This is a genomic window from Myxococcus sp. CA039A (assembly GCF_013336645.1).
In the GTDB taxonomy this organism is placed as follows: domain Bacteria; phylum Myxococcota; class Myxococcia; order Myxococcales; family Myxococcaceae; genus Myxococcus; species Myxococcus llanfairpwllgwyngyllgogerychwyrndrobwllllantysiliogogogochensis.
The window spans coordinates 1-25,174 of the sequence record NZ_JABUMQ010000155.1 but is presented as its reverse complement, the minus strand read 5'-3'; the positions used below and the strand labels follow the sequence as shown (position 1 = coordinate 25,174).

Here is a 25,174-nt window from a genome sequence, read left to right as displayed (position 1 = left end):
GGGTGGGGGTGGGCGTGGGGTCCGGCGTCGGCGTGGGAGTCGGCTCCGGCACGGGCGTCGGCGTGGGAGTTGGCTCCGGCACCGGCGCGGGGGGAATCACGTCCTCGAGCGCGGTGCTCATGGTGAAACCATCGTGGTACACGCTCGCCTCGGGCTGGATGGTGTCCTCGCGGTACAGGCCGAGCTTCAGGTAGTTCATCTCGCTGCCGAACTGCGTGGCGCCCATCGTCTTCGGCAGCGCCAGCTTGCCGTTGTGCCAGAGCTGCACGAAGCCGACCTTCGCGTTGGAAGACCACTTCACCTGGAGCACGAAGTCGTGCCACGAGCCCCGGGAGAGCGGGCCCTGCCAGGGGATGGGACCTTCGGAGCCGCCCACGCGCAGGAACATCTGGTCGCCCTTCACGAAGAACTCCAGCGGGGGCGAGCCACAGCAGCCCTCCTGGTGCCACTGCGCGAAGACCTGCCACCCGTCCGACAGGGGGTAGTCCTTCGGGAACAGCGTGCTCCACTTGTAGAAGTACGTGGAGCCCGCCTTCTCCTCACTGATGTAGAGCAACTCGTTGCGATTGCCGCTGGCGCCGATGGGGTCATCGCCCTGGCGCACGGTGGCCTTCAGGGCATAGCGGCCTTCGCGCACCATGTCCGTCACCACTTGAAGACGGCTGTTGGAGACGCTCTGCGAGCGCGTCCACTGCGAAATGTTTCCGGTCTCGAAGTCGCCCTTCCACACCACCTCCGCGGAGGCGAGTGAGGGAACCAGCAACACCAGGGCGGCGAGTCGAAGGAATGCGGTCAAACGAGGTCCTTTCATTCCGGGTTGGCGCATGGGGACACCCGGCCGGGCGTGCTACTTCCCGCTCATGACTGGCTGCCAACCCCCAGGGGTGCGCGCCCTCGTCCGTTCGCCCGGTGGGGAGTGAAGCGGCACGGCGCTTTCGTGCTCGCTCGCCGGTTGCCGCATCGCGCAGTGATTCTGGGGGGATGGAGCGCCGCGTCGCGGGTGGGTGCGCGGGCCACCTCGCGTCGTGTCGTGCTCGCATGCTCCACGGCCTGGGGACGCGCCGTCGTCCCGCACGTCCGCCGTTGCATGGGAAATCCGGACCTGCGTCACCGGTGCCGAGGATTCGGCGGCATGTCCGTTCGTACGAGACGGACGTGGACTCCCGAACGTCCGCACCCTGGGGGAGGGGTGTCTGCTTTCCGTCGAAAGTCGGCGGAGGCAGGAGGGTTGGTGTAGAACCCAACGCGTGGGCGGCTGCTTGGGGGAGGCGCCCGAGGGGGCAGCATGTTGAAGTCGACGTACGACAAGGCCCTGGTCCTGGCGTTGGCCGCGCCCGTGCTCGTTGTCACCTTCCTGCTCGCGCGCACACCGTCCGGGGGGAACGGAGTGGAGACGCGATTCTGGGCCGAGCGCCGGGCGTCCGCGCGCATCGAGGCCCGACTCACCTACCCGGAAGCCGACCGTTACCGTCCGCGAGTCTCCGCGGGTGGCTGTCTCATTCCTCCCGAGCCCATTCCGTTGAAAGAGCTGGCCCGGCTGGAGGAGGAGGGCGACTGGGCGGGCATCGCCGCCGCGTACGGCCTGCAGGGCGAGTGGAACCAGTCCGGCTCCTTCCTGGAGCGGATGACGTCATCCCCGGACCGCGACAGCGATCTGGCCGCCGTGCACCTGGCGAAGGGAGCCCACGAGCAGGCGCTGAGGTTGCTGGATGGCGTGCTGGCGACGAAGCCCCAGCACCCGCAGGCGTTGTGGAACCGCGCGCTGGTGCTGCGCGACATGGGGCTCACCATGAAGGCGGCGGAGACCTTCGAGAAGGTGGCCGCGCTCGGTGAGCAGGGATGGAGTCGCGAGGCGAAGGCGCACGCGCTGACGCTGCGCGAGGAGACGCTGGAGCGGGCGAGGAAGTGGCGCGGCGCGCGCGACGCGACGCTGGCGCTGATGGACGACGCGAAGGCGCCGCTGCCCCTCCAGGAAGCGCGTCAGAGTCCGGGGGTCGTCCGGCAGCACTTCTACGACGTGGTCCGCGCGGCGCCGTCGAAGGAGCGCGTGCTGGCGCTGATGCCGCTGGCGCGGGAGTTGGACCGCATCCAGGGCGGCTCCTCGCTCGGGGACTATGTGACGCGCGTGTCGTCCCGCGACTTCGCCCGCCGGGGTGAGCTGTCGCGGAGTTACGCGGAGGCGGTGCGCAAGCGCGCCGCCGCGCCGGAGTCGCTGGTGGAGATGGTGCGCGCCTCCAGTGAGGACGACCTCTTCGTCGGGCTGGCGCTGCACAACAAGGCCGCGCTGCGCTACCTGCCGGACCTGGAGTCGCGAACCCAGCGCGACCAGGACTCCTGGTTCAGCCTCTATCTGGAGCGCGAGCGGGCCCGCAAGGAGGTGGCGGACGGGGAGTGGTGGAAGGCCGAGCAGCGCCTGTTCAACGCGCTCCAGCGCTGCCGCGAGGGCGCCTTCTCCGTGCGCTGCGTGGAGCTGGAGGGCCGTCTGGGCATCCTCTACGCGGACCTGCGGCGGCTGACGGAGGCCGAGCAGCACACGCGCACCGCCTGGTCCTGGGCGCGCCAGCTCCAGGAGTGGGACCTGGAGCTGACGGCGCTGGAGAACCTCAACCACATCGCGAGGGACCGCGGCGATTTCTCCAGCGCGCTCGCCTATGTGGAGGAGTGGTCCGCGCGCGGCGGTCGCATCGACCCCTGCTACTGGCCGAACATCAATCGGGCCCACACGTCCTACCTGGCGCTGCGTCCGGAGGCCGCGCGTGACGCGCTGGCCGCCGCCGCCGCGTGCCCCCAGGCGCCGTTGGACCTGATGTTCGGCGCGACGTTCGCGGAGATGGCGCGCGCGCGTCCGGACCCGAAGGACGCGGAGCGGCTGCGCCACGTGTTCGACGTCGCGCGGGTCAACAACCCGATACCCGGCGACGCCGTGTACGCGCGCTACATCGAGGGCCGCTTCGCGCTGGACCGGGAGCATGAGCGGGGCGTGGAGTTGCTCACGCGCGCCATCGAGGACGCGCGGAAGCTGCCGTCCACCGACGTGCTGGCGCGCGAGTCGTGGACGCTGAGCTACTCCTCGCTCGTCACCGATGCGGGGCGCACCGGCGACTGGGCGCGGGTGCTGGAGTTGATGGCCGCGCAGCTGGAGACGCAGGTGCCCGCGAAGTGCGCGCTGGCCGCAGCGGTGCACAGCGAGCGCTCCGTGGCCGTCGCGCGCGGACCGGACGGCGAGCTGGTGGGCGACTACCAGGGAGACCGCAAGGCGCCCTTCGCCGAGAGCCCCAGCGCGCAGCTCATTCCCGAGCGGGTGCGGCAGGCGCTGCGAGGCTGCCCCCAGGTGGACGTGCTGGCCTGGGCCCCTGTCTTCGGGCGCACGGACCTGCTGCCCTCGGACCAGCCCTGGAGCTTCCGCATGGGCCGCACCGTCCCGCCTCCTGGCGGCGCGCCCTCGTCCCGGCGGCTGGTGGTCTCCAGCGTGGAGGCGCCCGCGCTCCTGCAACTGCCCCGGCTGCCCCCGTGGACGCCGTCGACCGAGACGGAGTCCACGGCGCTGGAGCTGCTGTCGGGCCCGGACGCCACGCCCTCGCGCGTGCTCTCCGGCATGTCGGACGCGACGGAAATCGAGATTCACGCGCACGGCATCAGCGACCCGGTCCTCTCCGACGCCGCGTTGGTGGTGCTGACGCCCGAGGGCAACGGCCGCTATGCGCTGACGGCGGACATCGTCCGGCAGCAGAAGCTGGCGGGCGCGCCGCTCGTCTTCCTCGCGGCGTGCAGCGCGGGGCGGCTGGCCTCCACCACCACCCATGAGCCCTTCAGCCTGCCGGCCGCGTTCATCGAGGCGGGCGCGCGCGCGGTGCTCGCCTCTACCGTGGACATCCCCGACGCCGCGGGCCGCTTCTTCGACGGCGTGCGCCAGCGCATCCGCGGCGGCACCGCGCCCGCCGTGGCCTTGCGCGACGAGCGACAGAAGTGGCTCGCGCGCGATGCCCGCAACGGCTGGACGCACCACGTGCTGTTGGTGGAGACGTCCGACTGAGCACGCGCCGCTAACCCGCTTCAGCATAGTCCGTTAAGGCAGCCCCCTCGGAGAGGTCATTCGCCCCACTCCGAGCGCGGTTAACTGACATACCTGAAGCGGGTTAGAGCGGCGTGGGCAGGTACGTGTTCCCCTGGGGCACGAGGAAGTGGTGGAACGTGACGGACGCGCTCACGTCGAGCGCGTGCACCCAGTGCCACCAGCCCACGGGGATGAAGACCAGCTCCCCGGGCTCCAGCACGGCCTCCACCACGTGCGCTTCCGAGAACAGCGGGAAGCGCTCGGCGTCCGGGCGCGCCGCGTCCACGTGGCTGAACGTCCCATAGCGCGGGTACATCAGGTGGCGCTGGAAGGAGGGGATGAGCTTGATGTGCTTGCGCCCCATCACCTGCGCCAGCATCACGTTCATGTTGTCGTGGTGCAGCGGGGTGACGGTGCCCGCCGGGCCCAAGAGCAGCGTCATCATGTCCGGGCGGAGCTCCGCGTCGATGATGCCCTGGGGCGCGCGCACGTCGTCGCGCAGGGGCTTGAAGCCGTCGCGCTGCCAGTTCTCGTTGCGCGGCACCATGTAGTAGTCGTTCGTCGTGCCCCCCGTCGCCACGCGGTGCACGTAGTCGCGAAAGCGCATCGCCTCGCGGTGCTTCTCCGGCTCGGGCGCGTGGTCCGGGTTCGACTCCCGCCGCGTCATCACCTCCACCTCCGCGTCGCCCACGCGCTCCGCCAGGTACGGCAGCGTCCAGCGCTCCAGCGCGGGCCAGTCCTTCATCAACCCCGTCAGCACCACCGGCCGGTGGCCGAAGTAGTAGCGCGTGAAGAACTCGTCCGCGGACAGTCCCTCCCGCCGCTCCAGCGCCGCGTGCCCGCCCGACTGCCGGTGCAGCGTGCTGTAGACATCCATGACGGACTCCAGCCAGCCGTAGCGGCGCCCCAACCGCTGACACGCCTGGAAGAAGGGATGCGCCTCCACGCGCGCCACTTCCTCCCGCGCCACGTCCTCACCCACCCCCACGCCCATCAACGCGCGACAGGCCTCCTCCCGCGTCACCCCCAGCGCGAGGTTCTCCACCAGCCAGACCTGCCACTCCAATGCCAACCGGGACGTATCCGCGCTCATTTGGAAATCCTTGGATTTCACGACTCAATCCACCCCCCTGCCTCTCACGGAACCGCACCGGAGCATGGTAAGGACGGCGACAGTTTCAAAGTTTCATCCACCAGCAACTTGTACGTGCTGCCTGTATCCCAGCACGAGGAGCGAGGCATGACGCCCGGTTCCAAGCAGTCCCCGAGTGCGAAGGTCGTCGAGTCGAGTGCCGCGGACGCCCACGTGAAGAACAACTACGTGGACTGCGCCACCGAGGTGGGGGTGCAGCGCGAGCGCAAGCCCCTACCGATGCCGTCCACCCCCGCCCTGGCCTCCGCTCCGGAGCTCCGCTAGGCCGCTTCCCCGACCAGCGGCGGGCCCGCACCCCCGCTGAGATCCAATGCCCGGACGGGAATGACCCCCCTCCGGGCATTTCCTTGTCTGTGCCCTTGCACTTTTTTCTCAAGGAACAGGCGCCTTCGCGTCTTTGACTGGGAAACCTGCCGCGCGAGCATGTAGGACAACATGGCAAACCTCTTCAACCGGGAGCGGAGGCGCTTTGAGGCGTTCATCCGACAGCACCGGCCCAGTCTTCTGGGTCTGGCGCGCCGGTTGTCCGCCCGTTCGAGCCTGGAGGCGGAGGACCTGGTCCAGGAGGCCTTCGAGCGGGCGATGCAGGACTTCGAGGCGTTGAAGGACCGGACGGACGCGGCGGCGGCGGCGTGGTTGTGCACGACGATGACCAACCGCTTCCTGGATTACTGCCGCAGGCAGCGGACGGAGTCGCGGGGGATGCCACACCTTGCCCTGGTGCAGGAGGGGGTGGCGCAGGGGGAGGCCCAGGAGAACTGGGAGCTGGTGAGCACCGAGGAGTTCCAGAAAGCGGTGGAGCGGCTGAAGCCGCACCTGCGCGACGCCTACCGGCTGCATGCGGAGGGCAAGCGCTACAACGCCATCGCCGAGCATTTCAACGTTCCCGTGGGCACGGTGGGCAGTTGGCTCACCCTGGCACGCAGGGACCTGAAGGACTTGCTGCTGCCACAGGTAGCGGTGGCCCGGGAGCGGGGGGCAACGAGCTCATGACGACGCCATGCACCAACAACCGACTGCACCTCTTCGTCGACGGAGAGCTTTCCGCCACGGAGGGTGAGGCCTTCCGGCAGCACCTGACGCGGTGCGCCGAGTGCGAATCGGGACTGAGGGACTTGCTGCAACTGGAGCTGCTCGCGGCGCGGGCGCTGGGGGGCGCTGCTCCGGTGGCCGAGCCGGTGGAGGTGGCCGAGCCGGTGTCCGCGAAGGTGGTGCCGCTGCGGGCCAGGCTCCAGAAGGTCTACCGCACGGCGGTGTCGCTGGCGCTGGCGGCGGGCCTGGCCGCGGTGGGGGTGTTCCGCTTTCAGGAGCCGCCCCAGATTCCGGACGCGGTATGGCTGGCGAGCGCGGACTCCCGCACGTTCGAGGCGCGGCTGAGCCACCCGAAGGCGGACCGCTTCCTTCCGTACAGCCCGATGCGCGGCACCAGTCACGCGTCGGAGATGTTGCCGCTTCGGCCGCTGGCGGAGCTGGAGGAGCGGCACGACTTCCGGGGCATCGCCGCGGCGTATGCGCTGCGCGGGGACTGGCAGCAGGCGGAGGCGTTCCTCGGGCGTGAGCCGGAGTCGGCGGACAAGGCGAACGACCAGGCGGTCGTGGCGCTGAGCCGGCAGCGGTACGAGGAGGCGCTGGGGCTGTTGACGAGCGCGCTTCGCCAGAACCCGAACCATGCGCAGGCGCTGTGGAACCGCGCGCTGGTGCTGCGGGAGCGCGACTTGCTGGACCGCGCGGCGGCGTCGTTCGACACCGTGGCCTCGCTGGGTGAGGAGGGCTGGAGCGCGGAGGCGCGTCGGATGGCGGCGGAGCTGCGCACGCAGCTGGCGGAGGAGCGGGTGCGGTGGCGGCGGCAGGTGACGGACGCGTGGCTGACGCTGACGGGGGAGGCGCCCTGGGACGCGAAGCAGCTCGCGCAGCGCCCGGTGGTGGCGCGCGCGGCCCTGTACGAGGCGGTCCGCACGGTGACTTCGAAGGAGGGCGTGGAGGCGCTGTTTCCGCTCGCGAAGGAGCTGGACACGCTGGGGGGCGGCTCGGTGCTGCAGGACTACGTGCGGCAGGTGGCGACGCGGGACTTCGCCGCGAGGGCGCCGCTGGCGCAGGGGTATGCGGGGCTCCTGAGGGAGCGCGAGACGAAGAAGGACGCCACGGCGCTGTTGGAGTCGCTGCGCCGCTCGGGGGAGCGGGACATCTACTTCGGGGCGCTGGTGCATACGGGGAGCGCGGTGGTGGACGGCACGGCGCTGAGCGCGCTGCGCGGCTTCGCCGAGGGCACGCCGGACCCGTGGCTGCACCTCCTGGCCGAGCGTGAGAGCATCCGCCGCGAGCTGGCCGCCGGCCACACGGCGCTGGCGGAGAAGCAGCTGATGGACGCGATGCTGACGTGCAACGGGCTGGGCAACATCGTCCCGTGCATGGAGCTGAACTGAGGACGACGCGGCGTTCGCGCTGAGGTGTCGAGGGGTCGGTCCATCAGGGCCCGGCCCCTTCGTCTTTGTAGGGCGCGTCGCGCTGTTGTCCACCGTGCGAACGCCGCACGGTGTGAGCGCGGTGTCCTTGGGGTGCGTGGCAGGCTCGCCCGCATGCCTGAGTTCGCGCCCCGCAACATGAGCGATTACGCGGCCACCCATCGGGATTTCCGATGGGAGCGGCCCGAGCACTTCAACTTCTCCACCGACGTGGTGGACCGGCACGCCACCGAGCGTCCGGAGTCGCTGGCGCTCTTGTGGTCCGACGAGTCCGGCCGCGAGCAGCGCTTCACGTGGCAGGGAGTTCGGCAGCGCTCGATTCACGCCGCGCAGTTCCTCGCGGGCCTGGGGCTGAAGAAGGGCGACCGGGTCTTCATCATGATGCCCCGGGTGCCGGAGTGGTGGTTCCTGGTGCTGGGCTGCATCCGCGTGGGCATCGTCTTCATGCCCGGCACGCCCATGCTCACCGTCAAGGACATCCGCTACCGACTGGTGGCGGCGGACGCCAACGCGGTCATCGCCGACGTGAGCTGCCTGGACCGCTTCGAGGGACTCGCGGGCACCGGCCGCGTGGAGACCTGGGTGGCGGTGGGTGACGGCACCCCCGAGCCATGGGTCTCCTACAAGGCGGGCACGGTGGGCACCGGCGCGCATGGCCAGCCCTTCGCCGCCACGCGCGCGGAGGACCCGTTGCTCATCTACTTCACGTCCGGCACCACCGGCATGCCGAAGATGGTGTTGCACACGCACGCAAGCTACGGCCTGGGCCACGTGATTACCGGGCGGTACTGGCTGGATTTGACGCCGGAGGATCGCCACCTGACGCTGAGTGACACGGGCTGGGCCAAGTGTGCCTGGGGCAAGCTCTTCGGCCCATGGAGTCAGGGCGCGTGCAACGTCGTCTACGACTTCCGGGGCCGCTTCGACGCGGGGAGGGTTCTCAAGCTGCTGGAGTCCCAGCGCGTCACCACCTTCTGCGCGCCGCCCACCGCGTGGCGCTCGCTGGTGCTCCAGGACCTGAAGGCCTTCGACTTGTCGTCCCTGCGCCACACGGTGAGCGCGGGCGAGCCGCTGAACCCGGAGGTCATCGACTCCTGGAAGGCGGCCACGGGGCTGCACATCCGCGAGGGCTACGGGCAGACGGAGACGGTGGTGGTGGTGGGCATGTTCCCCTCGGTGGAGCCGCGCGTGGGCTCCATGGGCAAGCCGTCCCCGGGCTTTACCGTGGGCGTCATCGACGACACGGGGCAGGAAGTGAAGGACGGACAGGAGGGCGACATCGCGGTGCGCGTGGCGCCGGAGCGGCCGGTGGGGTTGTTCCAGGAGTACGTGGGGGACGACTCGGCCAACGCGGCCTGCCGCCGGGGGGACTGGTACGTCACCGGGGACAGGGCGGTGCGGGACGCGGAGGGCTACTTCTGGTTCGTGGGCCGCGCGGACGACGTCATCAAGACGTCCGGCTACCGCGTGGGCCCGTTCGAGGTGGAGTCCGCGCTGCTGGAGCACGCGGCGGTGGCGGAGTCGGCGGTGATTGGCGTGCCGGACGACAAGATTGGCCAGCGCGTGAAGGCGTACGTGGTGCTGGCACCGGGCTTCACGCCGTCACACGAGCTGGCGAAGGAGCTCCAGGAGCACGTGAAGCGGACGACGGCGCCGTACAAATACCCGCGCGAGGTGGAGTTCGTCTCCGAATTGCCCAAGACGGTGAGCGGCAAGATTCGCCGCGCGGAGCTGCGCGCCACGCCGCCGAAACCGGGGTGAGGACATCACCCCGGCTCCGACGCGCTGTCAGCTGTTCCAGTCCGAGTGCACGAAGCCGGCGTCGGGCTTGTCCCGGCGCTGGTACGTGTGCGCGCCGAAGGCGTCACGCTGGGCCTGGGTGAGGTTCTGCGGCAGCTCCGGGCTGCGGTAGCTGTCCAGGTACGCCAGTGACGAGCTGAACACGGGCACGGGGATGCCCAGCTTCGTCGCCGCGCCCACCAGCTTGCGCCAGGACGGCGACAGCTTCTCGAGCACCGGCGCGAAGGCGTCCGAGACGAGGAGGTTGGGCAGCTCCGGCTGGCGCGTGAAGGCCTCCCGCAGCGGGGTGAGCAGCTTCGCGCGGATGATGCAGCCGCCTCGCCAGATGCGCGCCATCTCCGCCAGGGAGATGTTCCACTTGTACTCGTCTGACGCCGCCTGGATGAGCCGCATGCCCTGCGCGTACGTCACCACCCGCGCCGCATACAGCGCGTCATGGGCCCACGCCGCCAGCTGCGCCTTCTCCTCGGAGGACAGCGCCTCCGAGGGGCCCTTGAGCTTGTGGCTCGCCGCCACGCGCTGGTCCTTCATCGACGACAGGTTGCGCGCATCCAGCGCGGAGGCGATGGAGGGCACCGGCACGCCCAAATCCAGCGCCACCTGCACCGTCCACTTGCCCGTGCCCTTCTGCCCGGCCTTGTCCAGCACCAGGTCCACCAGCGGCTTGCCCGTCTCCGCGTCCTTCTTGCGCAGCACCTTGATGCTGGTCTCCAAGAGGAAGGACTCGGCGATGCCCTGGTTCCACTGCGCGAAGAGGTCCGCCACGCCCTCCGCCGACAGGCCCAGGCCCCGGCGCAGCACGTCGTACGTCTCCGCGAGCAGCTGCATGTCCGCGTATTCGATGCCGTTGTGCACCATCTTCACGAAGTGGCCCGCGCCATCCGGCCCCACGTGCGTGACACACAGGCCCTCATCGGTGCGCGCGGCGATGGCCTCCAGCACCGGACGCACCAGCGCGTACGCCTCCGTCGGGCCGCCGGGCATGATGGACGGGCCGTGACGCGCGCCCTCCTCGCCGCCGGACACGCCCACGCCCAGGAAGTGCAGTCCCTTGGACTTGCACAGCTCCTCGCGCCGGCGCGTGTCCAGGAACCAGGAGTTGCCCGCGTCCATGATGACGTCGCCTGGCGACAGGAGCGGGAAGAGCCGCTCCAGCATCTGGTCCACCGCCGCGCCCGCCGTCACCATCAGCAGGATGCGCCGGGGGCGCTCCAGCCGCGAGACGAACTCCTCCATCGACGCGGTGCCCTTCAGCTCCGGATGCCCGTGCTTCTGGTGCATCTCGTCGATGCGCTCCGGATGCCGGTCCCACGCCGTCACCCGGAAGCCGTGGTCCGCGATGTTCAGGGCCAGGGCCGCGCCCATGACGCCCATTCCCGCCACGCCGAACTGCGCGCCCGCCTGGGCGCTCGCTGCCGCACTCATGCATCCTCCGAGAAGGCCCGCTCACCGTCCCGCGGCGGCGGAGTCCAACATCCACTGCGCATTCGTCACCCGGGCCGCCGGAAGCGCCGGGTCGCCCGCGAGCGCCCGGTGCACCGTCTCCCGCTTGCCCGCGCCCGCCACCAGCATCAGCACCGCGCTCGCTGACAGCAGCGTCGGCATCGTGAGCGTCATCCGCCAGGGAGGCGGCTTGGGGCCCACCACGGACAGCACGCGCCGGCTCTGCTCCTCCAGCGCCGGGTGGCCAGGGAAGAGGCTGGCCGTATGCCCGTCCTCTCCCATCCCCAGCAACACCACGTTCAGCACCGGCGGCAGCTTCGCCTCGTACTCGCGCGCGGCGACTTCGCGGTCCCCGCGCTCGCCCTCCATGCGGAACACCTGCGACGGCGACAGCCGCAGCGGAGCCACCAGCGTCTCCTCCACCATGCGGTAGTTGCTGTCCGGGTGGTCCGGCGGAACGAAGCGCTCGTCCACGAAGTAGAGGTCCACCCGCTCCCACGGCAGCGTCAGCCGGGACAGCTCCCGGTACGCGGGGCCCGGCGTGCCTCCACCCGACAGGGCCAGGCTCACCCGCCGGTTCATCGCGAGCGACGTCTGGAGCGACCGCGCCATCCACTCGGCGGCCGCGCGCGCCAGGTTCTCCGGCGGGACGATGCGTGGAGGCAGCGCGCTCATAGCTGCGTCCACCGCCGCCCGTCGCGGGCCAGCAGCGCGGAGGCGGCCTGGGGACCGGTGCTGCCGACCGTGTAGGGGTGCACCGTGCCTCCCTCGCCGGACTCCAGGGCCTGGAGGATGGGCGTCACGTAGGCCCACGCCTGCTCCACGCTGTCCTGCCGCGCGAAGAGGGTGGCGTTGCCGCGCATGCAGTCCAGGAGCAGCCGCTCGTACGCCTCCGGCACCGGCTTCTGGAAGCTCTCCTCGTAGTTGAAGTCCATGGTGACGCCCGCGATGTTGACGTCCTCGCCGGGCACCTTGGACTCGAAGGAGAGGGCGATGCCCTCCTGGGGCTGAATCCGCAGCGTGAGCACGTTGGGCTGCAGCCGCTGGCAGGTGGCGCCCTCGCCGGAGAACAGGCCGATGGGCACCGACTTGAAGTGGATGGACACCTCCGTCATCCGCTTCTTCAGGCCCTTGCCCGCGCGCAGGTAGAAGGGCACGCCCTCCCAGCGCCACGAGTCCACGCTGAGCTTCATGGCCACGTACGTGGGCGTGCGCGAGTCGGGCTTGACGCCCTTCTCCTTGAGGTAGCCCTCGTACTGACCGGCCACCACGGCGCGCGCCACCTCCTTGCCCTCCACGGGGCGCAGCGCGCGGAACACCTTGTTCTTCTCGTCGCGGATGTCCTCCGCGCCGAAGGACACCGGCGGCTCCATGGCGCACAGCGCGAGCACCTGGAGCAGGTGGTTCTGCACCATGTCCCGGATGACGCCCGTCTCGTCGTAGAAGCCGCCGCGGCCCTCCACGCCAATCGCCTCCGCCGCCGTGATTTCCACATGGTCGATGTGGTTGCGGTTCCACAGCGGCTCGAAGATGGCGTTGGCGAAGCGGAAGACCAGGATGTTCTGGACGGTCTCCTTGCCCAGGTAGTGGTCGATGCGGAAGATCTGCTTCTCGTCCAGCACCGCCGCCAGCTCGCGGTTCAGCTCGCGGGCGCTCTCCAGGTCGTGACCGAAGGGCTTCTCGATGACGAGCCGCCGCCAGGGCTTCGCCTGCGGATGCTCCTCGCGCTTGAGCAGCCCGGCGCCGGCCAGGCTGTGCAGAATCTGGGGGAAGGTGGAGGCGGGCGTGGCCAGATAGTAGAGCTGGTTGCCCTCGGTGCCCTGGCGCTTGGCGACCTGCTCCAGCCGCTCGCGCAGGCGCTTGAAGGACTCCGCGTCGTCATAGCCGCCGGAGATGCCCTCCAGGCGCGGGGCGAACTTCTGCCACGTCGCCTCGTCGAGCGGCTGCGTGCGCGCGAACTTCCGCAGCCCTTCCTTCACGTGGTCGCGGAAGGCTTCGTCGTCGAGCTGCGAGCGACTGAAGGCGACGACGGAGAAGTGGTCCGGCAGGAGGTTGGCGCGCGCCAGCTCGAAGAGGGCGGGGAACAGCTTGCGCTGCGCCAGGTCTCCCGTCGCGCCGAAGAGCACCACCGTGCATGGGTCCGGGCGCGTGGCGCGCAGCAGCGGGTCTCCCTCTCGGGGATGCGTCTCGATGTGCAGGCCCTGCGCGTCCATTCCGCTGCCTCCTCCGAGTGCCTTCGTGCGGGGCCACCTTACGCCGCTCTCGTTGCCTCGCGGCAAGCCAGAGTGCGCGCAGTGATGTGCGCGTGACGTCTGGAGCGTCCGAAAGAGCGCCTCGCGGGGCCTGCTCTAACGGCGGGCCTCCGGAGTCGCCACGCTCAGTCGAGGGAGGACCGTGCGTGGCGACCCTGGCGCGGACTCAGCGGTCGCCGCCGAAGGTGCCCACGAGCCGGATGTGGCTCTTGCCCGTCTCCGAGCACGTGAGGTCGAGGCTCACGCTCCAGGTGGGGACCTCGGAGTTCCAGGTGAGGCGCCCCGTCCAGGAGCCGCACGCGGAGGTGGGCAGCTGGCTGTTGAGTCTTATGCTGGTCACCCGGGAGTCCGGCAGCGTGTAGACGGTTCCCGGCGCCGGCAGGGGACGCTTGATGCGGAAGCTCACCCCGGTGAAGGCGACTCCGCACGTCGGAGCCCGGGAGGTGAAGTGGGTGAGGCTCACGTCGAAGCCGTCGTCCGTGGCGCAGTACGTCGGCGGCGAGCAGAACCACTCACCGGTGGTGGGCGTCGTGGAGTAGGTGCTGGCTTCGTAGAACACGCCCGTGGAGCTGGGGCTGGTCAGGTTCCAGTGGCAGGTGGGCTTCACCGTGCGACAGCACGCGGCGGCGTTCCCGTTGCAGCCGGTCGTGAAGCAGCCCATGGGATTGGTGGCCGTGCCATCTCCCTCGCACTTCATGCCCAGCACCGCATCCGTGCCGGTGCGCGTGCAGGACCACAGCGAGGTCCCTTCGCAGAAGGACTCGCCCGGCGTGCAGAGCTGGGGCGCCTGGCCCATGGGCCCCATCGGTCCCTGCGCCCCTGTGTCGCCCTTGGGGCCCTGGACTCCCTGGGGACCCATCACGCCGCGAGGCCCTTCCATTCCCTGCGGACCCTGTGCCCCCGTGGAGCCTGTCTCGCCGCGAACGCCTTGCGCGCCCTGAACGCCCTGCGGCCCGCGCTCACCGGTGTCGCCCTTGGGCCCCTGGGCGCCCTGGAGCCCCTGCTCTCCCCGAGGACCCGGCGGACCGCCCTCGGGACCTCGGGGGCCCTGGGGACCTTGCGGACCCTGGGTTCCGGTGGGGCCCTCGGTGGTGCAGGCGGCGGTGGTGAACAGGCAGCACAGCAGCAATGGCGCGAGTGCGCGCCAGGGGGTCTTCGTCATAGGGCGCGCCCGGTATCAGCTTGCCCTGCCGGGGGCAATACCTCGCATGTGCCGAGACACGGCGAGTACGTGCCCTCGAATCCCTCTCCTCCACGGCGTCTGCCTTCTGGAGCCCCGGGTGAAGCGACCCGGGTTCAGATGCCCGGGGGCGGTGGAAACACCTGGGCGCGCAGCAACTCCGTTCTCCGGCGTCGGTGGGCATTGCCCTCGTCCAGCAAGGTGGCCAGCGAGTAGAGCCGGAGCGCGGGCATGCGCTGCTCTTCCTCCTCCAGGGCTTCGCCGCGCTCCGTGGCCAGGTCCGCGAGTCGCTCGCGCTCCCCGGGCGAAGGCAACTCGCTCGATGGCTTGTACGTGAGCACGCAGCGCCAGCGCTTCAGGCCCCGTTCCGCTTCGCCGTCCCGGATGTCCTGCTCGAGAAGGCGTGTCAGGGCTTCTCGGTCCGGCGCCAGCGCCGCGCTTTTTCCTCCCGGGCAGCGAGGGTCCTCCGTGGCCGACAGGCCGATGAGCTGCCACTCCGTCCCGCCGATATGCCGGAAGTTCGGCATCAGTCCGGGCAGTCTCGCCAGGTAGTGGCTCGGGCCGTGTGAGTCGAGAAGGAACGGGGGCCCTTCCGACAGGAGGTAGTCCGAGAGGGCCTGGGGATTGCCCGAGTGATGCGCGATGGCATAGTCGCCGAGTCCCGCCACGTCGACGAGCTCCGCCTCGCGGAGCACCATGGCCTGCCCGCCGAGGTCCGGTGCCGCCACCAGCGGTCGGAGTTGACCGAGCTCGGAGGCGAGCCGCTTCACGCCCACGTAGTGACTGGCGACGTATTGGAAGGGCAGCTCCGGGGATGCCTTGATGCGAGGCGCGCGCAGCGTCGCCTCTCTCAGGGCGGGAAGACCCAGCCAGAGGGCCGCCACTCCCACGGCGCCCACGCCGATGCGCGCGGGCCAGCGCCAGCGCTCACCGCGCGTGGTCAGCGCCGCCGCGCGCGCACGCACGCCCGACAGACCCGACGCCATGCACACGCCCAGCAAGGGCACCAGCGGCGCGATGAAGCGCCACTCGCGCATCCAGTCACCCGAGCGCCATGCGAAGAACCCACCCGCAGCCAGGAAGAGGGCGCCGAGCGCCGCGCTCCTCGCGGAGGCCACGCCTCCCATCAACCCCAGCGCGGCGCCTGCCAGGGCGAGCTGAACCAGCGGGAGGGAGAGGTGGAGGTAGTCCTTCAGGTATTTGCTTCCGTCGAGCTTCCAGAAGCGCTTGGCGTAGTAGGTGTTGGGGAACAGGTCCGCGAAGTAGGCCCACCTCACCGCGTACCATCCGCCCACCAGCACCAGCAGCCAGCAGGCGATGCCCAACGCCTGTCGTCCGGTCCAGCGTCGCTCCAGGGTCCGGTGCGTCAACCACAAGAGGCCGGCGCCCAGCAGGTAGAGGAGTCCCTCGGGGCGGGTGAGGCACAGCAGCGCCAGCGCCAGACCCGCGCTCGCGCCCCGGCCCGTGCGCAGCTCGCGCAGGAGCAGGACGCCGGCCGTGGCCAGGAGGAGGGCCTGGAGTCCGGTCTCCATGCCGCTGGAAATCCACGTCATGTAGATGGGGCTGGTCGCGGCCACCCAGGGCGCCGCGACGTCCTCCAGTCGCGGACGGCGGCGCGCCGAGACAGGCCCCCAGAGCGCGAAGAGGGGCAGCGCCAACAGACCCAGGATGATGCCCAGCGAGTGCGCGTACGTGTCGGGCGCCAGGCCCAGGGGCTGGCTCAGCCCCAGCAGCAGCGTCCACAGGGGATTCGAGAAGCCCTCCACGGGCTGCGAGTGAGGCGTGACACGCAGCCCCGCCCCCTCGAAGAAGCTGTGGCCGTAGGCGATGGAGATGGCGGCGTCGTCCACGACGGGCGTGGCGAGGTAGCCGCAGTGGTATGCCCCCGCCGCCACCGCGGCCAGGACAAGGCCGGCGGTCAACGCCAGCTCCCAGTCGGTCTTGAAGCGAGGGAGCGGTGGGTTGCTGGGCGTGGGGAGGCTCATGTACTCCGGACTCGGGGCAGGGCGCCGGGATGATAGCAGCGCCAGGCGGGCGGGCGTCCCGCGCACGTCGCGGGGGCCAAAAGGTGATATGCCCGGGCGTCCGTCTCGACCTCTCCCCGGCTTGTCGCGAGAGTCCCCTTCCGCTGCGCCGTGCACCGCGATGAAGTACCTCGTCACCGTCTGGTTCTGGCTCGTCTTCCTGCTCACGGCGCCCGTGCTCTTCACGCTGGGGGCGCTGCTGCTGCTCGTCACGTTCCCCGTCGACCGGGACCGCCGGATGTTGCACTGGCTGGTGTGTGGCTGGTGCCACTGGCTGTGGCTGCACCTGTCCCCGGGCTGGCGCACGCGCTTCGAGGGCCGTGAGCACCTGCCCCAGGGCCCGTGTGTCATCGTGGTCAACCACCAGTCCGCCATGGACATCCTCGCCGTCATGGGGCTGAACCACCCGTACAAGTTCGTCGCGAAGGCCTCGCTGTTCAACCTGCCGCTGGTGGGTTGGATGATGACGCTCCTGGCCTACGTGCCCATCGTCCGGGGCTCGTCCAGCGCCATGCACCAGTTGCTGGACCCATGTCGCAAGTGGCTGCGCCGGGGCATGCCCGTCCTCATCTTCCCGGAGGGCACCTATGCGACGGGTGGACAGCGGCTGCCCTTCAAGCGCGGCGCCTTCCAGCTCGCGTTGGAGGAGCACGTTCCGGTGGTGCCCATCGTCGTGGAGGGCACGACGCAGCTGCTCGACGGAGACGGGCCCTGGATGAACGCGCGGGCGTCCATGCGCGTGCGAGTCCTGCCGGCCCTGCCGCCGGAGTCACTGGGCGAGGACGCGGTGGAGCTGGCGGAGCGGGTGCGTGCGTTGTACGAGCGCACCCTTGCCGTCGGCGGCTGAGTCACGCACATGGGCTGGCTACTCTGGACCTTGGAGACCTTGCTGGCGGTGGCCGGTGCGTGGGCGCTGTCCGCCGCGCTCCTGCGTGAGCGGTCCACGCTGGAGCGCTGGATGGCCGCGCTCCTGTTCGGCGCCGCGAGCATCCTCACCTGCGTCCAGGGGCTGGGCCTCTCGGGGCAGTTGGGCCGCGTGCAGCTCGCCGTCGCGGGGCTCGTGCTCCACGGGGCCATGCTCGCGGTGGCCGTGCTGCGCGTTGGTGGCGCGGAGCTGCTCGCCCGACTGCGCGCGGACCTGGGCGCTCCGGTGCGCCTCTTGCGCGACATCCATCGGCGCCAGGAGCTGGCCGCCTGGGCGCTGCTGCCAGCGGCGTGCGCGCTCGTGCTCTCCTGCGTCGTCGCCTGGTACTACCCGAACTGGGCCTGGGACGTCGTCTGGTACCACGTCCCCAAGACGAACTACGCGGTGCAGACGGGCAGCATCACCTGGGTGGACACCTCCGTCTGGTACGTCAACGGCTACCCCGAGCTCACCGAGCTGCTCTCCGTCTGGAACGTGCTGCTGCCCCGGCACACGCGGCTGGATGACCTGTCGCAGATTCCCTTCGGCCTGCTCGGGGCGCTCGCGGTGGCCGCGCTCTGTCGCCGGGCGAGCGCGAGCCCCGCGCTGGCCGCCTCGCTGGGCGCGATGTGGCTCACCCTGCCGGCGGTGTTCCTCCAACTGCACACCTCGCACGCCGACGTGGTGGCCGGCGCGCTGTTCATCACCGCCTTCTACTTCCTCACCGAGCGGGACTGGAGCCCCGTCGCGCGCACGCTGACGCTGCTGGCGCTGGGCCTGTACGCGGGCACCAAGGTGACGGGCCTCTTCCACCTCGCGCTCCTGTCGCCGCTGCTGCTGGTGCGAGGCGTGCTCGTCCTGCGACGCGCGAAGGGTGCGCGGTGGCGGACGCTGGGACAGGCGGGGCTCGCGGTCCTGCTGCTGCTCTGGCTGGGCGCACCCACGTACGTGGAGAACGCGGCGCGCACCGGCAACCCGTTCTGGCCCGCGCGCATGCGGGTGCTGGGGCGTGAGCTGGCGGGCCCCATCGGCGCGGAGGAAATCGCCGGACCGCCGGCGTTCTTCGGCGCGCCCGGGGCCTTCGCGCGCATGGTGGACAACTGGAGCGCGCGCGAGGGGATGTACTGGCCCGACGTGCGCGAGCGCGCCTTTGGCTGGCTCTTTCCGTACCTGCTCCTGCCCGTGCTGTTGTGGGTGAGCGCGTCGGCCCTCTTCAGTCGTGAGCGCTGGTTCCGGTTGTCGCTGCCGCTGCTCGCGGGCCTGGCGGTGCTGGTTCCCGCGGCGTGGTGGGGCCGCTTCACGCTGGGGCTTCCCGCCGCGGGGCTGGTCGCGTTCGCCGTGCTGCACCGACAGGTGGGCACGCGCTATCTCCAGGCGCCGCTGTCCGCCCTCGCGGCCTTTCTCTGCGTGGCGTCCTTCGCGAAGGCCTCCGTGGGTTATCGGGTGTTGCCCACGCTGGGGCCGCGCGCCACCCCGGACGTGCGAGACGAGGACCGCCTCCGGTTGCAGATTGGCTGGCTGTGGCCACTGGAGGCGATGCACCTGCGCGAGCAGGAGCTGCGCCCCGGTGACGTGGTGGCGTACGACAGCGCGACGTCCTTCCTTGGCGAGTACTGGACGGACGACCTGCGCAATCGCGTCGAGTACGTCAACCACGAGGGCAATGACGGTGTGTACCTCGACAAGCTCCGCGCCCTCCGGCCGCGCTGGGTGAGCGTGCGTCGAGAGAGTCCCGCCGAGCATCTGCTGCGCGCACGGAGTCAGGCCTTCGAGCGGCTCTTCGATTGTCCCCTCAGCTCCGCCGTCATGTATCGAGTCACCCGCGCGGACTGGTAGGTGTCTCGGCGGAAAGCTCCGTGTCGCGGCGCCACCTGGGAGTGAAGGCCACAGCCTCGCTGAAAGAAATCGGTGAGGGTGCGAACTCGCACGACGCATTCGGTTCAGTTGACGGACGGGGCGCACGGGCCCCGTGCTGTATCTTCCGGGCCATGCGCCAACTCTTGATTCTGCTTCTATTGCTCGCAGCGCCAGTCTGGGCCGCCGTACCCACCGGCTTCACCGAGACCGTCTTCCAGTCGAGCACCCTGAATCAGGCCACGGGCATGGCGTGGGCCCCTGATGGCTCGGGGCGCCTGTTCATCACCATCAAGTCGGGGGCCATCCGGGTGGTCTCGACGGAGAACGGCCTGCCGCAGACGACGACACCGGGAGGCACCGCGCTGGTGACGAGCCTGTTCGCGACGGAGCCGGTCGTCCACACCAACAGCGAGTGTGGCGTCATCGGCATTGCGTTCGACCCGAACTTCACGGTCAACCGCTACGTCTACATCTTCGTCACCGTCTCCGCGTCGGAGCAGCAGATTGTCCGCTACACGGACTCCAACGGCACGGGCACGGCGCGCACGGTGATTGTCTCGCGGCTGCCCACTCGCGGAGAGAATCACGACGGCGGTGGCATCGGCTTCGGGCCGGACGGCAAGCTGTACTTCGCCGTGGGCGACCTGGGCAACGGCACGGGTGTGGATGCGGACCTGACGTCGATGGCGGCGAAGGTCAGCCGGGCAAACCGCGACGGCACGCCCGCCAACGACAACCCGTTCAACGACGGCGTGGGGCCGAACAACGAGTACATCTGGGCCCGAGGCGTCCGCAATCCGTTCACGCTGACCTTCCAGCCGAGCACCGGCCTGCTCTGGGTCAACGTGGTGGGCGACGGCTACGAGCAGACCTTCGTGGTGAACCGGCGCAACCACGCGGGCTACAACGACTTTGAGAACAACCAGCCGGCCGGCAACGACTACATCACCCCCGTCATCAAGTACCGCACCAACAACATCGACACGCGCACCCTCACCGCGACGGGCGCCGCGCGCGCGGGCGGTATCGCCACCTTCACCACCACCGGCATCCACGGCTTCCGCAAGGGCGAGAAGCTCACCATCGAGGGCGTGTCGGATGCCTCGTTCAACGGGGACTTCTACGTCGCCAGCGTCCCCAGCGCGACGACCTTCACGCTGACGCAGACGGGCTTGCCCGATGTCGGCAGCGGCGGTGGCACCGCGAAGACCCAGGCCCTGGGGGCCTGCCTGAACGGCGGCGTCTTCTACGACTCCACGCTCTTCCCGGCCGAGTACCGCGGCAACTACTTCTTCGGTGACTATGTCTCCGGCAAGTTCGCGCGCGCCACGCTGGCGCAGGACAACACCGTGGCGACGGTGGACCTGTGGGGGACGGAGTTCAGCTCGTATGTCGACGCGACGGTGGGACCCGACGGCGCGCTGTACACCATCGGTGTCACCAACGGGCGTCTGCGCCGCATCGTGCCCAACGCTCCCGGACAGCGCCTGGTGGTGACCGGACTCTACCCGCGCGTCGTGGAGGGCGGCCGGGCCACCTTCACCGTGCGGCTGGCGGAGGCTCCCACGGCCTCTGTCGTGGTGGATGCCTTCAGGGCGGCGGGCGGCAGCACTGACCTGCGCCTGTCAGGTGTCTCCACCTTCACCTTCACGCCGGGGAACTGGAACGTTCCGCGCGTCGTGACGATTGAGGCGCTGGAGGACGCGGACGCGGTCGTGGACACGGCCACCTTCACCGTGGCGTCCAGCGGGCTGACCTCCGAGTCCGTGCTCGCGACCACCATCGAGGACAACTCCGCGCAGTTCGTGCTCTCGTCCAGCAACGTGAGCATCAACGAGGGCGGGACGGCGACGTTCGACGTGTCGATGAACCGCGCGCCCGCGAGCAACGTGAGCGTCACGGTGGCGCGCACCGCGGGCGACACGGACCTCACCGTGCAGTCCGGGGCCGCGCTCACCTTCACGACGACCAACTGGAGCACGCCGCAGACCGTCACGCTGAGCGCCGCCTCGGACGCCGACAACGCGGATGGCGTCGCCACCTTCACCGTGTCGGCGACGGGCCTGGATTCGCGCGCCGTGACGGTGACCGAGGCGGATGACGAGCCGCTGGCGCCCGTCATCACCTCCACGGCTCCCCTCACCGCGGTGGTGGGCAACCCGTATCGCTACGATGTGGAGGCGCGCGCGAGGCCGGTGCCCACGTACACGCTCACCACCTCGCCGCCGGGGATGTCCATCGACGCGGCCACGGGCCTCATCTCCTGGACGCCCACCACGGTCATGACGGTGCCCGTCGAGGTGCGCGTGGCCAACACCGTGTCCCCGGATGCGACGCAGACCTTCTCCATCACCGTGAAGGAGGACGAGGCGCCCCGCGCGGTCCTCACGCGTCCCACGGCGGAGGAGCGCGTGTCCGGTGCGTTCTCGGAGTTCTACGGCGACTGCATCGACGACTACGGCTGCACGCGCGCGGAGTTCTTCGTCGACGGAGTGCGGCGGTACGCCGACGAGCGCACGGACAATCACTTCCACTTCGGCGGCGAGCACAACCGCTGGGACACGACGGACCTGGCGCCCGGTGGCCACCTGGTGAAGTTCGCGGTGGTGGACACCTCGGGGAAGCGGCACGAGGTCGAGGTGAAGGTGTGCGCCGGTGACGGTGACTGCACGCTGGTGCCGCAGGGGCCTCCGGATGCCGGCTCGGAGCCGGACGCTGGCGTGTCACCTGACGCGGGTTCGCAGCCCGACGCGGGTTCGCAGCCCGACGCTGGCCCCAGCCCTCAGTCGCCGGGGGAGGATGACGGCTGCGGCTGTGGCGCCGCCCCGGTGGGCTCGCTCGCGTGGGTGGCCCTGGCCGCGCTGGCGATGTCGCGCCGACGTCGCCGTCAGGCCTGACGGCTGCGTGCCTTGAGCACCGGTGCTCGCCCGGCGGCCTGAATCAGGGTGTCGGCCAGGGCGAGCGCCGGAGCGATGTGGGCCTCCAGCGCCGAGGTGGATGCGGGGACGCCCCGGTGCTCCGCCTCCAGCAGTCCCGCGACGATGGAGAATCGCTGGTAGTGACGGTGGGCGCGCAGCAGGTGCTCGCCCACCTGGGGCGTGGTGAGCAGGGCGTGCGATTCCGGCGACAGGCCCTTCAGGTTGAGCGCCGAATCCAGCGCCACGTCACCCAGTTCCTCGTCGCGCACGCTGAACAGCTTCAGGAACTTGTCGCCCAGCCCCTCGGTTTCCAGGTGCAGCTCCTGGGGCACCACGTCGCTCACGTCCAGGCGCAGCACCATCACGTGGTACGAGCCCTGGTTCTGGCCGCGGACCTCGGTGAGCAGGGAGAGCTGCCGGTCCTGGTGGAGCCCCTGCACTTCCATGAAGTCCTTGGACTGGGTGAAGCTCCAGCCTCTCCGCGTCGCGAAGACGAGCCACGCCTTGCGCTGCCGACGCTTGTCCCTGGCGGCGAGGGCGAGCACGAGCACGACGAAGAGCACCATGCCCAGGAGCGCGAGCAATGGGACGAGCGTGGATTCCATGCGGGAAAGCATCCCCCCGAGAGGACGGGCTCGGCCAGTCTCCCTGTCGGGTTCACCGCGCCCCCAGGACGCGTGGGGCCGGGTGGGGCCGCAAAGGCGCGAAATTCCAGGGGCTTGCCCGCATGTCAGAGGGAGCGTGTAAGGGAGCAGGCGCCCGGCGCTTGGAGCAGGCGGCTTCCCCGGAGGAGGCTGCCGGGCGGCCTGAGTGCCGTGGGGTGAGGGAGGGTGAACGCGGGATGCGCTTGCTGCACACGTCGGACTGGCACCTGGGACACACGCTGTACGACGTCTCGCGGGAGGCGGAGCACGGCGCGTTCCTGGAGTGGCTGCTGGACACGCTGGAGGCCCAGGCGGTGGACGCGCTGCTGGTGGCCGGCGACATCTTCGACACCTCCAACCCGAGCGCGGAGGCCCAGGCGGCCTGGTACCAGTTCGTCGCCAAGGCCCGGCGGCGGCTGCCCCGGCTGGACGTGGTCGTCATCGGTGGCAACCACGACTCCGCCGCGCGGCTGGATGCGCCGGACCCGTTGTTCGCGGCGCTGGGGGTGAAGGTGGTGGGCGGGCTGCCACGTGCGGGGGGCTCGCTGGAGTTGGAGCGACTGCTGGTGCCGGTGCACGACGCGAAGGGACACGTGGGCGCGTGGGTGGCGGCGGTGCCCTACCTGCGGCCCGCGGACCTGCCGCCGGTGCGGGAGGAGGCGGGGGACCGGTTGGTGGAGGGGGTTCGCGCGGTGTACTCGGAGGTGCTGGACGCCGCGCGGCACCGACGTCAGCCCGGTCAGGCGCTGGTGGCCATGGGCCACTGCTACATGACGGGCTCGGAGCTCTCGGTGCTCAGCGAGCGGAAGATTCTGGGCGGCAACCAGCACGCGCTTCCCGTGGAGCTGTTCTCGGACGATGTCGCGTACGCGGCGCTGGGGCACCTGCACAAGGCGCAGCGCGTGGGTGGGCGCGAGGGCGTGCGCTACAGCGGCTCGCCCCTGCCGCTGTCGCTGTCGGAGGCGGGATATCGGCACCAGGTGTTGCTGGTGGATTTGAAGGGGGACGCACTGGAGGCCGTGCAGTCCCTGCCCGTGCCGCGTCGCGCGGAGATGGTGCGCGTGCCGGCGCGGGACGCCGCGACGCTGGAGGAGGTGCTGGCGTTGCTGGAGGCATTGCCGGCGCTGGAGGAGGACGCGGTGGAGTGGCGGCGTCCCTACCTGGAGGTCTGTGTGTCGCTGCCCCGACCGGAGCCGTCGCTGCGGCAGAAGGTAGAGAAGGCGCTGGAGGGGCGCGCGGCGCGGCTGGTGAAGCTGACGCCCGCGTACACAGGCACGGGCGGCGCGCTGGCGGAGGTCCAGCCAGGGCTGTCGCTGCGTGAGCGCACGCCCGAGGACGTCTTCCGGGCGAGGTATGCGCGTGACTACGAGGAGCCGCCCTCGGAGGTGTTGCTGGAGGCGTTCCACACGCTGCTGACCCAGGTGCAGGAGGACGCGTCATGAAGGTCCTCTGCATCCGGGGCAACAACCTGACGAGCTTCGCGGGGACGTTCGCGCTGGAGCTGGACCGGCCGCCGCTCGACAGGCTGGGACTGTTCGCGATTACGGGTGCGACGGGCGCGGGCAAGAGCACGCTGCTGGACGCGCTGTGCCTGGCGCTGTTCGACCGGACGCCGAGGTTGGGCGGGCGGGGTGGTGTCCCGGTGGGGCGCGCGGACGAGGAGGAGGAGGCGCGGCTGTCCGCGTATGACGTGCGCGGCATGCTGCGGCGGGGCGCGGGCGAGGGCTTCGCGGAGGTGGACTTCCAGGGGAAGGATGGGAAGCGCTACCGGGCCCGCTGGTCGGTGTGGCGGGCGCGCAGTCGCGCGGAGGGGCGCTTCCGGCCCCAGGAGATGACGCTCACGGAGGTGGCCACGGGACAGCAGTTCGGCCGCACCAAGGGCGAGGTGCTGGTGGCCATCCAGGAGCGGCTGGGGTTGTCGTTCGACCAGTTCCGCCGCTCGGCGTTGCTGGCGCAGGGGGAGTTCGCGGCCTTCTTGAAGGCGGATGCGAGCGAGCGCGCGGAGCTGCTGGAGCGGATGACCGGCACGGAGGTGTACAGCCGGCTGTCCATGGCCGCCCACGAGAAGAACAAGGGCGAGCAGGAGGAGCTGGCGCGCCGGGAACTCGGGCTGGCGGCGATTTCGCTCATGGAGGCCGGGGAGCGCGGAGCGGCGGAGGGGCGGCTCGTCGAGGAGGCCGAGGCGCGCAAGAGCGTGGAGGCGCAACTGGGGGAGGCGGAGGGCGCGGCGGCGTGGCACGCGGACCTAGCGGCGCTGGTGGGGGCGCAGCGAGACGCGGAGGAGAAGGAGTCGCGAGCGGCGGAGGCACTGGCGGCGGCGGCGCCTCGGGCGAAGAAGCTGGAGGAGGTCCGCGCGGCGGAGTCGTTCCGAGGGGCGGTGACGGCGGCGGAGGGGGCGGAGCGTCGGTGCGAGGAAGCGGACGCCACGGGTCGGGTTCGTGGCGCGGAGGTGGCGGAGGCGAAGGCTCGCGCGGCCCAACTGC

At 70.5% G+C, this 25,174-nt stretch carries 18 protein-coding genes; 10 read left to right on the top strand and 8 right to left on the bottom strand.

Features of this window, described 5'->3' with window-relative positions:
- Positions 1-796 (bottom strand): polysaccharide lyase (locus tag HR086_RS24915; protein ID WP_174466839.1); only part of this gene is annotated, 796 nt, incomplete at its 3' end.
- Positions 797-1,285: 489 nt separating this feature from the next.
- Here HR086_RS24915 and HR086_RS24910 point away from each other — a divergent pair.
- Complete coding sequence (locus HR086_RS24910) at positions 1,286-4,033, top strand: CHAT domain-containing protein (RefSeq protein WP_174466838.1); 2,748 nt, start codon at positions 1,286-1,288, stop codon at positions 4,031-4,033.
- A gap of 103 nt (positions 4,034-4,136) precedes the next feature.
- Here HR086_RS24910 and HR086_RS24905 read toward each other — a convergent pair whose 3' ends face one another.
- A complete protein-coding gene (locus tag HR086_RS24905; protein WP_174454480.1) occupies positions 4,137-5,147 on the bottom strand; it encodes a cupin-like domain-containing protein in 1,011 nt (336 codons plus the stop codon).
- A 147-nt stretch (positions 5,148-5,294) separates the two neighbouring features.
- On the opposite strand from HR086_RS24905, the gene HR086_RS24900 reads away from it, so the two are divergent.
- From HR086_RS24900 to HR086_RS24885, 4 genes are all read left to right on the top strand, one after another.
- Positions 5,295-5,471: a hypothetical protein gene (locus HR086_RS24900; protein ID WP_174454481.1), complete on the top strand. Its 177-nt coding sequence runs from the start codon at positions 5,295-5,297 to the stop codon at positions 5,469-5,471.
- A 171-nt stretch (positions 5,472-5,642) separates the two neighbouring features.
- Positions 5,643-6,200, top strand: a complete 558-nt coding sequence (locus tag HR086_RS24895) for an RNA polymerase sigma factor (RefSeq protein WP_141643478.1) — start codon at positions 5,643-5,645, stop codon at positions 6,198-6,200.
- Complete coding sequence (locus tag HR086_RS24890) at positions 6,197-7,630, top strand: tetratricopeptide repeat protein (RefSeq protein WP_174466837.1); 1,434 nt, start codon at positions 6,197-6,199, stop codon at positions 7,628-7,630. The genes HR086_RS24895 and HR086_RS24890 overlap by 4 nt, the downstream gene beginning before the upstream one ends.
- A 153-nt stretch (positions 7,631-7,783) precedes the next feature.
- Positions 7,784-9,430, top strand: coding sequence for an acyl-CoA synthetase (locus HR086_RS24885; protein ID WP_174466836.1), 1,647 nt, complete (start codon positions 7,784-7,786; stop codon positions 9,428-9,430).
- A 27-nt stretch (positions 9,431-9,457) separates the two neighbouring features.
- On the opposite strand, the gene gndA is transcribed toward HR086_RS24885, so the two are convergent.
- The 5 genes from gndA to HR086_RS24860 all read right to left on the bottom strand — a co-directional run bounded on the left by gndA (position 9,458) and on the right by HR086_RS24860 (position 16,329).
- Positions 9,458-10,894, bottom strand: a complete 1,437-nt coding sequence (gene gndA / locus HR086_RS24880) for an NADP-dependent phosphogluconate dehydrogenase (protein ID WP_141643481.1) — start codon at positions 10,892-10,894, stop codon at positions 9,458-9,460.
- A 21-nt stretch (positions 10,895-10,915) separates the two neighbouring features.
- Entirely contained in the window at positions 10,916-11,587 is a 672-nt protein-coding gene (gene pgl, locus HR086_RS24875; RefSeq protein ID WP_141643482.1) for a 6-phosphogluconolactonase, read from the bottom strand.
- Complete coding sequence (gene zwf, locus HR086_RS24870) at positions 11,584-13,125, bottom strand: glucose-6-phosphate dehydrogenase (protein ID WP_174454484.1); 1,542 nt, start codon at positions 13,123-13,125, stop codon at positions 11,584-11,586. The genes pgl and zwf overlap by 4 nt, the downstream gene beginning before the upstream one ends.
- Positions 13,126-13,330: 205 nt before the next feature.
- Positions 13,331-14,326, bottom strand: a complete 996-nt coding sequence (locus tag HR086_RS24865; RefSeq protein ID WP_174466835.1) for a collagen-like protein — start codon at positions 14,324-14,326, stop codon at positions 13,331-13,333.
- A 134-nt stretch (positions 14,327-14,460) separates the two neighbouring features.
- On the bottom strand, positions 14,461-16,329 hold the full coding sequence (locus HR086_RS24860) for a hypothetical protein (RefSeq protein ID WP_174466834.1): 1,869 nt from the start codon (positions 16,327-16,329) through the stop codon (positions 14,461-14,463).
- Positions 16,330-16,489: 160 nt separating this feature from the next.
- On the opposite strand from HR086_RS24860, the gene HR086_RS24855 reads away from it, so the two are divergent.
- From HR086_RS24855 to HR086_RS24845, 3 genes are all read left to right on the top strand, one after another.
- On the top strand, positions 16,490-17,215 hold the full coding sequence (locus HR086_RS24855; protein WP_141643486.1) for a 1-acyl-sn-glycerol-3-phosphate acyltransferase: 726 nt from the start codon (positions 16,490-16,492) through the stop codon (positions 17,213-17,215).
- A 9-nt stretch (positions 17,216-17,224) separates the two neighbouring features.
- The gene (locus HR086_RS24850; protein WP_174466833.1) at positions 17,225-19,108 is read left to right on the top strand and encodes a hypothetical protein; all 1,884 of its coding nucleotides are present in this window, start codon (positions 17,225-17,227) and stop codon (positions 19,106-19,108) included.
- A 152-nt stretch (positions 19,109-19,260) separates the two neighbouring features.
- Positions 19,261-22,026, top strand: a complete 2,766-nt coding sequence (locus tag HR086_RS24845; RefSeq protein ID WP_174466832.1) for a PQQ-dependent sugar dehydrogenase — start codon at positions 19,261-19,263, stop codon at positions 22,024-22,026.
- Here HR086_RS24845 and HR086_RS24840 read toward each other — a convergent pair.
- Positions 22,017-22,652 carry a hypothetical protein gene (locus HR086_RS24840; RefSeq protein WP_174466831.1) on the bottom strand — a complete coding sequence of 212 codons (636 nt, stop codon included), beginning with the start codon at positions 22,650-22,652 and terminating at the stop codon, positions 22,017-22,019. The genes HR086_RS24845 and HR086_RS24840 overlap by 10 nt on opposite strands.
- A gap of 236 nt (positions 22,653-22,888) precedes the next feature.
- Here HR086_RS24840 and HR086_RS24835 point away from each other — a divergent pair, with 236 nt between their 5' ends.
- Complete coding sequence (locus tag HR086_RS24835) at positions 22,889-24,133, top strand: exonuclease SbcCD subunit D C-terminal domain-containing protein (protein ID WP_174454490.1); 1,245 nt, start codon at positions 22,889-22,891, stop codon at positions 24,131-24,133.
- Positions 24,130-25,174 (top strand): AAA family ATPase (locus tag HR086_RS24830; RefSeq protein ID WP_174466830.1); only part of this gene is annotated, 1,045 nt, incomplete at its 3' end. The genes HR086_RS24835 and HR086_RS24830, both read left to right, overlap by 4 nt.